The organism is Croceitalea marina (assembly GCF_042684265.1).
In the GTDB taxonomy this organism is placed as follows: Bacteria; Bacteroidota; Bacteroidia; order Flavobacteriales; family Flavobacteriaceae; genus Croceitalea; species Croceitalea marina.
In genome coordinates, this window is record NZ_JBHULB010000005.1 from 20,257 (window position 1) to 34,078 (window position 13,822).

Consider the following 13,822-nt stretch of genomic DNA (forward strand, 5'->3'; position numbering starts at 1 on the left):
GTTTGTCATGGTGATTTTTTTTAAACTATGAAAAATGATTTCTATTAGACCAGAAAGTAAGATTAAACAAGCAGGTTTCGACATCTGTCTCGGCAATGATTAGTTGCTTGGTTTAGTACTGAAGTTTATAAGTACACACCAAACTGAAAATCCAAGAGAATTTTCAGAAGTAGGCGAGAACAAGCAATTACTTATAGCTATGTTTACCTGCTGTTCTTATTTAATTTTATATTCCTTTTTTATGTTATTCCATTCCATTGATAGCTCATCATTCAATTCATCGAATATCTTACTATTTAATGGTATAGAATTGTAAGATATTGATTTTTCATAACTAATTACGTTGTCAATAATTAATGGTTCTATCTTGGACTTTTTAGTAGCGCTAAAAATATTCTTGAAATTTGTAAATACTGTTTCAACATCCTTATTTAAACGACATAATTTTCTTAAATCATTAGCGACTGAAAATGGCAGAGCTAAAAGAATAACTTCAACGAACACATTGTTTGGCGCAGTTAAAATTACAGACCATAAAACAATCCAAATTACAATAGTGTATATAATTTGTTTTGTCAACATTTTAGAAGTTATGTTTTTAGTGAAAAATGAATTTTCAAAACAATTAACACCCATTTTGTAGACACCGTTGCTAATGTCATCGTTTGTGTAATATTCATTAGAGTTGGTGTCAGCCAACTTTGTTTTAAGGCTATTATCCATAAAATCATTTTTTCTTTGAAGTTCGGCTCGGTGATAGGTTTGGCTTTGAATTATTTCTAAAACAAAAAAGACAATACCTAATAATGCAAGTAATCTTGAAAGCCACAAAGAGATAATTGGATTAGATGTAATACTAAAATTATTTAAGGCTATAATTACAAGAGAAATGATTGTAGATATTATTAATAGCCAGTTTAAAGTATTTGATAGCTTACTAACGATTTTGTAAAGTTTAGAGTGAGGTACTTTTTTAGTCATCTTTTGGATTTTTACTGTTTTCGTGGCTGGCTTCTGGACCATACCAAACACCTGTTTCTAACCATACTTCATAGAAATACAACCAAGCTGAAGTAATTGGTAAAATATATTTTGCAATTAATTTATCCTTTGTCCATCTAAAATCTTTTGGATGATATAAACAAAGAGTTCCAGAACTTTTATAAAAATGTGGTGGATTTTCCACTAGTTTAGGTTCAATAACTTTTACTTGAGGTTTTAGGTTACCACGATATTTTACTGATATTTTAAATTTTCTAAATTCTGGTTTTGGTTGAAGTACACCTACAAATTCAACTTCTGCACTTTTTTTTTTAATTACCTTAAATTGCGGATAAATCGATTTCATTGCTCCAATCTGAACATCAACTTTGGTAGATTTGTTTCTATAAATCGCCATAGAAACCTTTTGATGCTGGAATATTTCTACCCACAGATTCCGATACAATTCCAGTCGAAGATGATTTTAAAAGTCCATCTGATAATTTTTGAGAAAACGATTTAGCTTCGTTCGCATCAGAGATAATAAATTCTTTACCAAACACATCTTTCCAGATTTGAAGAGCTTCTGCATTTTCTTTATTATCAATGTGTTCTTTTGCGGTATTGAGTTTATCTTTTGCTTTTTTAATCTTTTTTATAGCATCGTCAAACTGATTAGTTGTTTTAAATTTTGATTGGTCAAGGTAATATTCAGCGTCATTGAACCAAAGCCTTATTGCTTCTTCATAGTTACTAAAACTGTGAACGTTGTAATACGTTATTAAGGTTTCCTCAATCTGAAAAGACGGAATAAGCTTCTTGTTTTCTCTGTTCCAATATTTTATTGCTTTCACAACATCTTTTATCTTGTATCCATTGTTTCTATTGCAATCATTTAAATTTTCTGTTAATTGTTTTGGATAACTGTATGTCCAAGATTGCAAATCGTAATTTGGAATTAAATAACCTCCATTGTTTCGTTCAAAACTTGGTAAAACATCAAAATTTATCGAGTTTAAGGTTACAGTAACGCAAGGTCTATCTTGCGTAACCTTATCCTTGTAGTGTGATATTGAATTTAATTTGTTCTTTACTTTAGTAAGAACAGCTTGTGGTTTAGGTAAATTTCCATATTCATCTGACCATTCAGACTCATTTAAAACAGCAAATATGTCAACATCATCTAATGGCCTTATAATTGTATCTCGTTCATATGAACCATTAATGAAGGTACTATCTATGTCTAAATCATTTTCATCTTTCGTCAAGTGACCGTTTAAGTAGTCTGTTGAAGTTTTAATACTCTCCTCTTGTCTATCTGTTACTGAAACATTGTCTATCAGTTTTTTTATTGCTTGTAATACTGTTGGCATTTCTTAAATTTTTCTTAAAAAAATGTTCAATTAGTATGCCGAAATTTTATTCAGTCAATGTGTCAGTTTATTGGTAGTGAGTAGTTTATTCGCATTGCAGGTAACAATAAGCTAAGTGGAGTTTTAACACTTCGACAAGCTCAGTACAAGTTCCATTTAGCGGTTGCTAACGAAGGTCGTTGATTCGTTTATAAGTTTCAAGTACCACAAAAAACCATTATCTATTAATTATTAACAACTAAACCGCCTCTTTCTTCTCACTCACCCTTCGACTACGCTCAGGATTTACGCATGGTCCGTAAATGCAAATTTGTCCAAACATCAATGCCTCACACCATCTAACTTACTTTTTTCTCAGAAAGATACTTCCAATAGCGCTTTGGTACATGTTGTGTATGTAGTTTTCTATTGATGCGTGATTTTATATTGGTGCTTTGAAAGTAGTTGTTCCATAATTCTTGGTAATCGTATTCGTTACTCGTAAAAGCTTTGCTTTTGCGGGTTCTATTAAAATGTATTTCGGCCAAATCCAATGATACAATTTCTACACGCTCCAAGTTGTAGAATATACCATAGCCTCTTTTTACATCATAAATCAACCATTGCTGGTCTGCATAGCGGTTACGAAAGTGTTTAGAGATAAGGGGCAAGACATCAAAATCGGGCTCAATATTCGCAAAATAGATATTGTCTTTTGTCAATTGAAAACGAACAAAGGCTTCCATGCGGTGTTTTTCACGGCCTACTTTACGTGCCAATTGTGAAATATATAAAACAGTACTGTCCGAGAAGTCCGCTTGTTTTTTATCCTTAGTGGCCATTAGTTTTTGAATGTAACTATAGCACATCATTTCCACACCTTCCGTTTCACTCAAAAAGGCAAAGTAAATCGTGGTAATGGCGTTATTGCTTTTTGCACGAACCCCGTTCCATACCCGTTTTGCTTTTTCGACATTGGTAAAAATGGTTTCGGTCTCAGAAAACAGCCCGTTTTGGCGTTGGGTATTGCGTTGTATGTCGGCCACTTGCAGCTTTTCTTCAAAAGCGATAAAAACTGCCGTTAGAAAGCCGTTAAAGCTTCCGTCATAAATTAAAGTTGTTGAATTTTTCATAGTATTCTATTTTTTGAAAAGTCATTTCGAACGAATGTGAGAAATCTAGATTTCTCAGTCGCTAGCTTCTTCAAAAAGACTAGCGTTATCTGAGTATTCTTCTTTTTAGACGAATCAAGGTCTTTTTAAACTTGGTTTTAAAAACAATGTATTCGTAGCCCAAGTTTAGAACAGCATTTCGGCTACGTTCTAAAAGGTCTGGGTACTTTTGCGTGTGTAATGTGTTCATAGTTTTAATTTTCGTATTGTCAGGCTGAGCTTGTCGAAGCCTTTTGTCTATACTTCGACAAGCTCAGTATGACAAGGTCTTAGTTAAACAATGCTAATTGTGTGCTGTATTGATTTCGAAACTTCCCGGAAGAGTTTTGTAAAATCAATCCTTTTATTTTCTCCGCATCCAAATCTTTACGTTCCCAATTGTGGGAGTCGCATACCATAAAGTATTTGGCGCGGTTGAGGGCCACTCCAATTTTCTTGAGGTGGTCCCAGTTCAATTTTCTAAACTTTCTTGCATTTATAATCTTATGTACCGAGCGCATTCCTAATCCGGGAACCCTAGCTAGCATACGTTTGTCCGCCTTATTAATATCTACAGGAAAATGTTTCATATTCCGTAATGCCCATGAAAGCTTAGGGTCAACATCTACATCTAAATTAGGGTGGGTGTCGTTAACGATTTCATTTACCGCAAAGCCATAAAAGCGCAATAACCAATCGGTTTGGTATAGTCGATTTTCGCGGAGCATAGGTACCTGTGAACCAATAGCAGGCAATCTATTATCTTCTGCGACAGGTACATAGCCAGAATAATAGACACGCTTCATATGATACTTTTTATAATAGTAAGCAGCGGAGAACATAATGTCCTTATCAGTTTCACCGGTCGCACCAATAATCATTTGGGTACTTTGGCCAGCTGGAGCATATTTTGGGGTGCTTTTAATGATTTTTCGCTCATTCTTGTAGCGAATGAGCTCGTTTTTAACCTTAAGCATGGGTTTGGTGAAATCTTCATGTTTTTTATCGGGCGCCAATAATTTAAGGCCAGATACGGTGGGGACCTCTATGTTGACCGATAGACGGTCTGCATACAATCCGGCCTCATACATTAATTCATCACTGGCTCCAGGAATGGATTTTAAATGGATATAGCCATTAAAATTTTCCTCTTCCCTTAGTTTTTTGGCAACGGCAATCAAGCGTTCCATGGTATAATCTGGGCTTTTAAATATCCCTGAGCTTAAAAACAGCCCTTCGATATAGTTACGACGATAAAAGTTAATGGTCAGGTCTACCACTTCTTGAATTTTAAAAGCGGCACGTTTTACATCATTGCTCTTTCGGGTTACGCAATAGGCGCAGTCAAAAATGCAGTGGTTGGTCAGTAGAATCTTTAAAAGCGAAACACAACGCCCATCTTCTGTATAACTATGGCAAATACCCATTTTAGAGGCATCACCGAGGCCTTTGCCTTTATTTTTTCTATCACTGCCACTACTGGAGCACGAGACATCGTATTTAGCGGCGTCAGCAAGGATATTTAACTTTTCTTTTATTCTCTCGAAATTCACCTGAATTGGTTTTAATCCAAAATTATGGAATTATTCCTAATTATGGAAATAATCCATAATATTTTTGGAATTATTCCATATTTTGATATATTTGAGGATGGAAAATGAACTTACGCTCAAGCGTTTCACCGATATTCGACGAGATTTAGGCCATACACAGGCCGAATTTGCCAAGTTATTGGGCATTTCTAATACCACGGCCGATATTGAACGTGGCCGCACCAAATTATCGGGTAGGGTAGTGGCCGAGTTATTAAAGCAGTTTAATATCAATCCGCTTTGGTTGTTCGGTGAAAGTGATGATAAGCATCTAGACACCAATAAAACTAGCGTTATACCCAAAGTGGTTACCGTAGATTCTGAAGACAGGGACAATATGGTTTTGGTCAATGCCAAGGCCGCAGCTGGTTATCCACAGAATATTGCCGATACCAGTTGGTATCAACAATTGCCGGCTTTTGATATGCCGATTCCGGAGTTCCGTAATGCGACATATCGAGGCTTTCAGGTAGAAGGCGATAGTATGCTGCCCAATTTGCAGCCTGGTGAATGGGTGTTGGCGAAGGGCATAGAGCATATAGATCATGTAAGTGCCAATAAAATGTACGTTGTTGTTTTGCAAGATTCCGTAATGGTTAAAAAAATCGAGAAAAAACCAAATTCGAACAACATTACATTGGTTTCATTAAATGAGACCTACCCTCCATATGATATTAAACCCTTTCAAATACAGGAAATTTGGGAGGTAAGTAGCAAGCTTACTTTTAATGTGGATGCCACTACCGAAAAAGGTTTGTTGCGCCAACTGCAAGAGTCTATGGAAGAATTGAAAAAGCAGGTAGGTCAGGTAAAGAATTAGTCGTTTTTTAGATTATCTTTAATCCATCAACTAACCGCTATTTTGTATGAAACGATTATCACTCGTTTTTGTTTGCCTATTTTCCTTAATTAAAGTTTCTAGTCAAGATTTAAAAGATACGCTTACAGTTGCTTACGCACCTGCACCTCCATTTATTATTGAAGATGGTGAATTGCTTGAAGGAATCAATATTTGGCTCTGGCGAAGGGTCGCTGAGGACTTGGAAATACCGTATAAAATTAAGACCATGCCCTTTTCGGATATGCTCGGAGCCCTAAAGGCGGGTGAGGTAGATGTAAGCATTAATCCGCTTACCATTACGAGTGACAGAATTAAAGAAATTGGCTTTACACGTTCTTTTTTTGCGTCACATTCTACGGTTGCTGTTGCCGAGAAAAGTTCTTTTCAAAAGATAAGACAGTTTTTAGGAGCTTTTTTGCATATGAACTTTTTACGTGGGTTTCTATTACTTTTTATTATTCTTCTCTTTTTCGGATTTTTAACTTGGTTATTTGAACGAAAGCATAACCCAGATGATTTTCGACCCGGTCAAAAAGGTATTTGGGACGGACTTTGGTGGTCAGTGGTGACCCTTACCACTGTTGGCTACGGCGATAAGGCCCCGAAAACAAGATGGGGCAAAGTTGCCGGTTTGGGCCTTATGTTGAGTGGTCTGCTTTTTGTTTCCGGTCTTACAGCGAGTATCGCCTCGAGCTTGACCGTAAACCAATTGACCGAGAACATTGAAAATTTTGATGAGTTTAAAGAGCGTCGTGTTGGTACGGTAAAAAGTTCTAGTAGTTATGACTTTTTAAGGGTGCATTTTTTTAAGGAAATCAATCAATACCCAAGCGTTATTCCGGGTTTGGAAGACTTAAAGAATCAAAAAATCGAAGCGTTTATTTATGATGAGCCTATTTTAAAATATCGTATTCGAAAAGATTCCACTTTAAATGAACTACAGCTTCTACCTATAAAGTTTGACGTGCAATTCTATGCCTTTGGAATAAAAAAGGATAGCCTTGACCTGCAAAAGCGAATATCACAACGTATTTTGGAAATCATTGAGACGACGGAGTGGGAAGTCGTGCTGGCGGAATATGGACTTACCGAGATTTAGTTGTATCCCTTAACATTGCCCAAACCCATTGTGATAGGACCAAATTCGTGTGCTTTAGGCAAATAGGCGCCAGTATCGGTCAATATCCAATCGTCCCAACTAGCTTCTAGTCCACCAATAGGAATGATTTTGACCCACATTTGAAAAGCATTAGGAAAACCGTTCGGGTTGAGTTTCCATAAATAACTATCACCGGGGGTAGAGCCTCCTTCAGAATAGGTGACCAATAAACCTTTTGAACCATCATCGAGGGGCACTATACTTCGAGAAGTACCTTTATCGAAGACTTTAAAGGGTGCAACCAACCAAAAGGAGTCGTTATTAAACTTTTCAATAGCTTTTTCTGCCAAACTCTCAACTTTTTCACCTTTTAATTCTTGGTCGTTTTGAAAAACCTTGCTTTTACCAGGCTTTGCCAGGTTTAAAAACACTCGATTATCGCTCCAGCGCACCTCAACAATACCTTTCTTCCTATCCCATTTATAATGATGGGTATTATTTCTGAAAGACCATTCTAAAAAACGTGTAGTCTTATAGTCTTTATGGTTAATCGCCTTCAGCATTTTGTGCGCTAAGGCCTCCGCCTCCGGCCCTTGGGTTCCTTTTGGTAAAGACTGATGAATACTTAAAGCATATAGTAGGCCTACTGCAAGCAATACGCCTAAGCCAATCAGAATTATTTTTAATAATTTTTTAATCAAAATATACATTTTTAATAGTGTCGGCCAGTACTGCTGCCGCTTTGGGATTAAAACGAAACCAAAGCTCAGGTTCAAAAATTTCCAATTCGGCTAGGGCCCATTTTTCGTTGTTGTCTTTAAAAATGTCCACTCGCGCGTATACGGGTAGTTCAGGCGAAGCTTTAACCGTTGCAATAGCAAAATCGATTTCTTCTTGCGAAGGCTTATATTCATGAACCGTACCACCATAATCGTCTTGCACCCTAAAATCACCAGGTTTGGCAATTTTTAAAACGGCATGGGTGAATTCCCCATTAAAGACCATCATTGAAATTTCACCGCCTTTTACAATGTTGGTCTGAAATTCTTGAAGCATCATGGCTTCATCTGCAATTAATTGTTGAAAGACTTTTTCGTAGGCATCAATTTCTGATACATTGAATTTGTAGGTATGTCGCGCTCCGCCCGCGATACATGGTTTAAGCACAAAATCGTTGCTAGTATATTTATAAAGTGTTTTGGCTTTATTTATGGTAGCCTCAAGAGTCGTTTTGGTTTGAGGTTCAATAATAAACGTATCAGGAATATTTATTCCGTTTTCATTCAAATCATTTAAATAGTGCTTGTCTATATTCCAGTCTATTAATGATTTAGAGTTTATAAATATGGTTCGCTCCGCAGTTTTATCATACCATTGCGCAAATTCTTGATAACGTTCAAAATAATCCCAGGTAGCCCTAAAAATGGCACATTTTGTATGCGACCAATCAAAACTAGGGTCATCCCATGATTTGCGGGTAACCTTAATACCTAATTTTTTAAGTTCATCAGCGACTATTTGATCTTCCAATAGTACATTGGTAATATATGGTGAAGTAGGGTCAGGGGATAAGTAGCGGCTATCCGTGAGAATGACTATATCAAATGGCTTCATCAATATCCCACAGCTTTATCATCACCTCGTTTATCGGCACCTCCTTCTAGTTTGCCATTGGGCAATACACGAATGGCATCAACTTTACCAATAATCGGTGTTCGCTCTTCATTGATAATGTACCCTTTATCTTTTAAATCGGTCTTTAATTCTTCTGAGAAGCCGTCCGGTTCAAAAATAACCATATCGGGCAGCCATTGATGGTGAAAGCGAGGCGCATTTACCGCATCTTGCATGCTCAAATTGAATTCATAGGCATTTAATATGGTTTGTGCTACTGCCGTAATAATGGTAGAGCCACCAGGGGTGCCAACTACTAACCATAGTTTACCGTCTTTTTCAACAATAGTGGGTGTCATACTGCTTAACATTCGCTTTTCGGGGGCAATACTGTTGGCTTCGGCTCCTATGAGTCCGAACATATTAGGTATACCGGGTTTAGCGCTAAAATCATCCATTTCATTATTCAAAAAGAACCCAAGTTCTTCGGAATATAATTTAGAACCATAACCACCATTCAAGGTAGTTGTTGCAGAAACTGCATTGCCTTGCCCGTCAACGATAGAGTAGTGGGTGGTTTCCATACTTTCAACAATTTCAACCTCTCCATGGCTTACATCTGATGAAAGCGTTGCTTTATCAAAAGAAAAATTTGCCATTCTTTCGGTCAAATAGTCGTTCGTTAAAATGATGTCTAGGGGAATATCCGTAAAGTCTGGATCACCTAAAAAGTAGTTTCGGTCGGCATAGGCCCTTCGTGCTGCCTCGGTGAATAATTGAATGGTTTTAGCGGAATTATGCCCAAAGTCTTTAAGGTTATATGGCTCCATCATCTTAAAAATCTGATTCATGGTCACCCCGCCGCTACTAGGCGGACTCATAGATATAATCTTTAGGTCTTTGTAATTAAAAGTGACCGGGTAACGCCATTTGGCCTCATACTTCTCTAAATCCTCTTCGGTTATAAAACCCCCGTTCTCTTGAATAAAAGCAGCCAGTTTCTTCGCTACCTCACCTTTATAAAAACCATCACGACCTTCATTCATTATTTTGGTCAGGGTTTTGGCTAGCTCTGGGTATTTAATCGTATCACCTGCCTTAAAGTTTTGTGCGAACTTCGTACTATCATTGTTCACCTGAATAAAGCGTTCTTTATAGCTTTCAAGGCGTTTAGCCTGTTTTTCTGTGACTACAACACCCCTATTGGCAAGGGCTATAACGGGTTCCAGTATTTCCGGCAATGGTAGCGAACCATATTTGATGTGTACTTCCATAATTCCTGCGACCGTTCCGGGGACACCGACAGCCGTCGCCCCGACCGTACTCATATTAGGTATTACATTACCTAAAGAATCCAAATACATGTCTTTATGTGCCGCTAAAGGTGCTTTTTCACGATAATCCAGTCCGCCAACATCGCCATCCGCTTTGCGATATACCATAAAACCGCCACCACCTAAATTTCCGGCAAATGGGTAGGCCACCGCCAATGCCATTTCCGTGCCAACCATAGCATCGAAAGCATTGCCGCCTTTTTTCATGATTTCTACACCTATTTTGCTGGCTTCTTCACGTGCGGAAACGACCATGGCCTTTTCGGCAACTTCACCTGTTGGTTGTGCAGGTTGTTGCTTGCAGTTGACATACAAGACGCTTAGGGAAATTAAGAGTACTAATCTTCGCATAGGGAATTAAATTTTTGTTTGGAAAAGGTAATCAATTCTTTAAAAAAAGCGGTGAACTCATTTTCAAAATCATCGTAATGCGCCTCAAGATCAAGAATGGCAAAATTCATTTTTGATTTGTTCTTGGTACGACGGTTCATGCCATTTAAAACTCTCGAGATTCCTGTTAAGTTGGCATAGTTAAGCAACCAATTATCAGCTATCATGTAAGGCATCATTCTTTGTGTGCCAAGGGGTAGAATGTCGTAGTTAGCCTCTAAAAGGTCGTAAAATGATTCTACATAGTTATCAAGTGGAATATCAGAATAAGTCGTCCAATTTTTCGCGAGAAAATGGTCATAGAAAATGTCTACAATAATCTGGCTATAATGGCCATAGTTTTTATGTAATCGTTTACTGCTTTGTCTTGCAATAGGGTGAGCATCGGTAAAAGTATCTATCTCTCTATGCAATAAAATTCCCTTTTGTACTTTATTTGGTAGATGTTTGTATTTATTGGCCCTTATATGGTCCGCAAAAAAATTACCTAAAGTAATTTGAGGGTCATCGAAAGACAGGTAAATATGGGCGAGAAAATTCACTTTCGAAATTTACAAATTAGAAACGTGTATTAGTAACCATCAAATTATATTTGCAAAAACTTTTAAACACATGACACTAATCAAATCTATTTCTGGAATTCGTGGAACCATTGGAGGTGCCACAAATGACAACCTCACCCCAATCGATGCGGTAAAGTTTGCTGCAGCCTATGGAACTTGGCTAAAAAGCTATGCCGGCAAAGACAAACTTAAGGTGGTTATTGGAAGGGATGCCCGTTTATCGGGAGAAATGATACAGAATTTGGTAGTATCTACCTTAGTGGGTCTTGGAATAGATGTTATTGATTTAGGTTTGTCCACGACACCTACCGTAGAAATAGCAGTTCCTTTAGAGAAAGCAGATGGCGGAATCATTTTGACAGCTAGCCACAACCCCAAGCAGTGGAACGCCCTTAAATTGTTAAATGAAAAAGGGGAATTTTTAGATGCTAAACAGGGGGCGATTATTTTAGAATTGGCTGAAAAGGAAGATTTTGATTTTGCAGAAGTTGATGATTTAGGAAGCATTTCTAAAAACGACTCCTATATCGACATACATATAGATGAAGTATTGAATCTGCCATTGGTAGATAAAGAAACCATAAGAAAAGCCGGATTTAAAGTGGTGGTTGATGGTGTAAATTCTACCGGAGGTATTGCAATTCCTGCTTTGTTAAAAGAACTTGGGGTTGAAGTGGTGGAATTGTATTGTGACCCAACAGGTCACTTTCCTCATAATCCAGAGCCTTTAAAAGAACATTTAAAAGACATCTGTGAGTTGGTTGTAAAAGAAAAAGCAGATTTCGGTATTGTCGTAGATCCTGATGTAGACCGTTTGGCATTCATCAGTAATGACGGCGAAATGTTTGGAGAAGAATATACATTGGTAGCCTGTGCTGACTATGTTTTAGAGAAAACCAAAGGGAATACGGTTTCTAACCTATCTTCGTCAAGGGCACTGCGTGATATTACCCAAAAGCATGGGGGCACTTACGAAGCCGCTGCCGTTGGTGAAGTGAACGTTGTCACCAAAATGAAAGCTAATAATGCTATTATTGGCGGTGAGGGTAATGGAGGTATAATCTACCCCGAAAGTCATTATGGTCGTGATTCATTAGTGGGGACAGCCCTATTTTTAATGCTTATGGCAGAAAAAGGGGGCACGGTAGCTGAACTTAGGGCCAGTTACCCCAGTTATTTTATGAGCAAAAAGAAAATCCAGTTAACTCCTGAGTTGGATGTAGATGCCTTACTTGTTGCCATGCATGATAAATATAAAAATGAAGAAGTATCGACCATTGACGGCGTAAAAATTGATTTTGCCGAGAATTGGGTACATCTCCGTAAATCGAATACGGAGCCGATTATAAGAATATATACCGAAGCGAAAAGCCAACAAGAGGCGGATGCATTGGCAGATAGAATTATTGATGAAATAAAAGCAATAGCAGGAATTTAGAAAAAAAGGAAAAAAGAAAAAGCCCCGAGAATTCTCGGGGCTTTTTCTTTTACGAGCAACTATTTATCAGCAATAAGCTGATCGCTTTCCCAAACACCTTCTTCTAGCACCTGACCATGAACATCAAATATTTTTCCCTTTCCATTCTTTTTGTTTGCCTTCCATTTACCGCTCCATTTTGTTCCATCGGCAGCTATTAGGGAACCTTTACCGTGGCGTTGGTGTTTTTTAAACGCTCCTTCGTATCTGCTCTTATCAGGCCAGACGTATGTTCCTTTTCCGGACAATTGCGTACCTGAAAGATTCCCTGAGTATGAAGAACCGTCGAACCAGGTAATATTTCCTTTTACGAGCTTTCCAGCTTTTAGTTCCACGTCAAACAAGGTGCCTTCTAATTGAAATTTATACCATCCGTCTGCCAAAAGTTCAAAATCAGGACTTGTTGGAATGTTATTAAATTCTTGTGATTGAACGTTAAAAGCAAATCCAAAGCTTATTAGTGTTATCAATAATATCTTTTTCATAGTAGTATTTGATTTTCATCTAAGTCGAAACGTTAAACCAAAAACTTACAAAAAATGATTCAAGCAGAAGATTTGTTTAGCAGACCACTTTTAATCAACCCAAGTAGTAATGGTCTCTTTGATCAGTTTTTCTTGGTCCCAAACAATAAAGTGTTTTTCATTTTCAAGTGTGATGATGTTTAATTCATTTACGTTCGAGAAAGAGGATTTCATGAATTCAACATTTTCATAGGGTACTAAATTGTCATTAGTGCCGTGAATTATAGTAACATTTTCAGAAAGATATTTTAAATCGGATTGCAATGCTATCAAATCCTTTTTGAGCATCCAGAGTTCATCGTTAGAGGGTTTTAAAGCACCAGGCACAAGATATTTTAGGGGAAACCAGGTAAGGGGTTTGCGCCATTTTTCTGGTTTTTCTGCCTTAGGGTCAAGAGCTCCAGCTAAAATCATTAGGTTTTGATATGATTTCGGTGCCTCCAAGGCCATCTTTACGATTAATGGTCCTCCGTAAGAGTGTCCGATCAAAGTAACGGGTTTACCATTGTCAATTTGAGTTAAAAACTGATTCAGTAGCATGGCCTGATTATCTAGATTTATACTTTTTCTGAAATCACTAAAACCAAAGCCTGGTCTGTCGGGTGCAATAAGACGGTATTTTTTTGTCAAAAGAGAGTCTTTTAAATAGGCCTTCCAAGCATCCCAACTTCCAGGTGAACCATGGATAAAAACTAGACTTTGGGCATCTGTATTTCCCGTTTGTATATAATGTAAGGTGTTACTGTCGATTTCAACAATTCCGTCTTTATAAGCCGTTTTGCTATTCTCAAAATAGGCTTTCGTCTTTTTTGAAGATGTACGCATTGTCATGCAAGAATGGGCAAATAATAAATAGCTAAGCAGCACAAGATAAACGACATAGCGTTTTTTAAACTTCATGAGT

At 37.5% G+C, this 13,822-nt stretch carries 15 protein-coding genes; 3 read left to right on the plus strand and 12 right to left on the minus strand.

What is annotated here, in order from left to right:
* Positions 1 to 216: 216 nt before the first annotated feature.
* The 6 genes from ACFSQJ_RS01070 to ACFSQJ_RS01095 all read right to left on the minus strand — a co-directional run bounded on the left by ACFSQJ_RS01070 (position 217) and on the right by ACFSQJ_RS01095 (position 5,037).
* A complete protein-coding gene (locus ACFSQJ_RS01070; protein WP_377764896.1) occupies positions 217 to 981 on the minus strand; it encodes a hypothetical protein in 765 nt (254 codons plus the stop codon).
* Complete coding sequence (locus ACFSQJ_RS01075; protein ID WP_377764897.1) at positions 974 to 1,399, minus strand: hypothetical protein; 426 nt, start codon at positions 1,397 to 1,399, stop codon at positions 974 to 976. The genes ACFSQJ_RS01070 and ACFSQJ_RS01075 overlap by 8 nt, the downstream gene beginning before the upstream one ends.
* Entirely contained in the window at positions 1,386 to 2,354 is a 969-nt protein-coding gene (locus ACFSQJ_RS01080; protein WP_377764898.1) for an SMODS domain-containing nucleotidyltransferase, read from the minus strand. The genes ACFSQJ_RS01075 and ACFSQJ_RS01080 overlap by 14 nt, the downstream gene beginning before the upstream one ends.
* Before the next feature lie 338 nt (positions 2,355 to 2,692).
* Positions 2,693 to 3,466, minus strand: coding sequence for a TIGR03915 family putative DNA repair protein (locus tag ACFSQJ_RS01085; protein WP_377764899.1), 774 nt, complete (start codon positions 3,464 to 3,466; stop codon positions 2,693 to 2,695).
* A gap of 85 nt (positions 3,467 to 3,551) precedes the next feature.
* The gene (locus ACFSQJ_RS01090) at positions 3,552 to 3,695 is read right to left on the minus strand and encodes a hypothetical protein (RefSeq protein ID WP_377764900.1); all 144 of its coding nucleotides are present in this window, start codon (positions 3,693 to 3,695) and stop codon (positions 3,552 to 3,554) included.
* Between the two features lie 79 nt (positions 3,696 to 3,774).
* Positions 3,775 to 5,037, minus strand: coding sequence for a putative DNA modification/repair radical SAM protein (locus ACFSQJ_RS01095; RefSeq protein WP_377764901.1), 1,263 nt, complete (start codon positions 5,035 to 5,037; stop codon positions 3,775 to 3,777).
* Between the two features lie 97 nt (positions 5,038 to 5,134).
* Between ACFSQJ_RS01095 and ACFSQJ_RS01100 the strand changes: the two genes are divergently transcribed.
* Together ACFSQJ_RS01100 and ACFSQJ_RS01105 are read left to right on the plus strand one after the other, a co-directional pair.
* Complete coding sequence (locus tag ACFSQJ_RS01100; RefSeq protein ID WP_377764902.1) at positions 5,135 to 5,896, plus strand: XRE family transcriptional regulator; 762 nt, start codon at positions 5,135 to 5,137, stop codon at positions 5,894 to 5,896.
* A 46-nt stretch (positions 5,897 to 5,942) separates the two neighbouring features.
* Positions 5,943 to 7,016, plus strand: coding sequence for a transporter substrate-binding domain-containing protein (locus tag ACFSQJ_RS01105; protein WP_377764903.1), 1,074 nt, complete (start codon positions 5,943 to 5,945; stop codon positions 7,014 to 7,016).
* Here ACFSQJ_RS01105 and ACFSQJ_RS01110 read toward each other — a convergent pair.
* Genes ACFSQJ_RS01110 through ACFSQJ_RS01125 form a run of 4 tightly spaced genes read right to left on the minus strand, consistent with a single transcriptional unit; the run spans position 7,013 to position 10,896 of the window.
* Positions 7,013 to 7,726: a hypothetical protein gene (locus tag ACFSQJ_RS01110; RefSeq protein WP_377764904.1), complete on the minus strand. Its 714-nt coding sequence runs from the start codon at positions 7,724 to 7,726 to the stop codon at positions 7,013 to 7,015. The genes ACFSQJ_RS01105 and ACFSQJ_RS01110 overlap by 4 nt on opposite strands.
* The gene (locus tag ACFSQJ_RS01115) at positions 7,710 to 8,630 is read right to left on the minus strand and encodes an ATP-grasp domain-containing protein (RefSeq protein WP_377765157.1); all 921 of its coding nucleotides are present in this window, start codon (positions 8,628 to 8,630) and stop codon (positions 7,710 to 7,712) included. The genes ACFSQJ_RS01110 and ACFSQJ_RS01115 overlap by 17 nt, the downstream gene beginning before the upstream one ends.
* Complete coding sequence (gene ggt / locus ACFSQJ_RS01120) at positions 8,630 to 10,315, minus strand: gamma-glutamyltransferase (protein ID WP_377764905.1); 1,686 nt, start codon at positions 10,313 to 10,315, stop codon at positions 8,630 to 8,632. The genes ACFSQJ_RS01115 and ggt overlap by 1 nt, the downstream gene beginning before the upstream one ends.
* Complete coding sequence (locus tag ACFSQJ_RS01125) at positions 10,303 to 10,896, minus strand: acyl carrier protein phosphodiesterase (protein WP_377764906.1); 594 nt, start codon at positions 10,894 to 10,896, stop codon at positions 10,303 to 10,305. The genes ggt and ACFSQJ_RS01125 overlap by 13 nt, the downstream gene beginning before the upstream one ends.
* A 70-nt stretch (positions 10,897 to 10,966) precedes the next feature.
* Here ACFSQJ_RS01125 and glmM point away from each other — a divergent pair, with 70 nt between their 5' ends.
* Positions 10,967 to 12,355 (plus strand): phosphoglucosamine mutase, encoded by a 1,389-nt coding sequence (glmM, locus tag ACFSQJ_RS01130; RefSeq protein ID WP_377764907.1) that lies wholly within the window; start codon positions 10,967 to 10,969, stop codon positions 12,353 to 12,355.
* 59 nt (positions 12,356 to 12,414) lie between these two features.
* Here glmM and ACFSQJ_RS01135 read toward each other — a convergent pair whose 3' ends face one another.
* Together ACFSQJ_RS01135 and ACFSQJ_RS01140 are read right to left on the minus strand one after the other, a co-directional pair.
* Positions 12,415 to 12,879, minus strand: a complete 465-nt coding sequence (locus tag ACFSQJ_RS01135) for a hypothetical protein (RefSeq protein ID WP_377764908.1) — start codon at positions 12,877 to 12,879, stop codon at positions 12,415 to 12,417.
* Positions 12,880 to 12,969: 90 nt separating this feature from the next.
* Entirely contained in the window at positions 12,970 to 13,818 is an 849-nt protein-coding gene (locus ACFSQJ_RS01140; protein ID WP_377764909.1) for an alpha/beta fold hydrolase, read from the minus strand.
* Between the last annotated feature and the right edge of the window lie 4 nt (positions 13,819 to 13,822).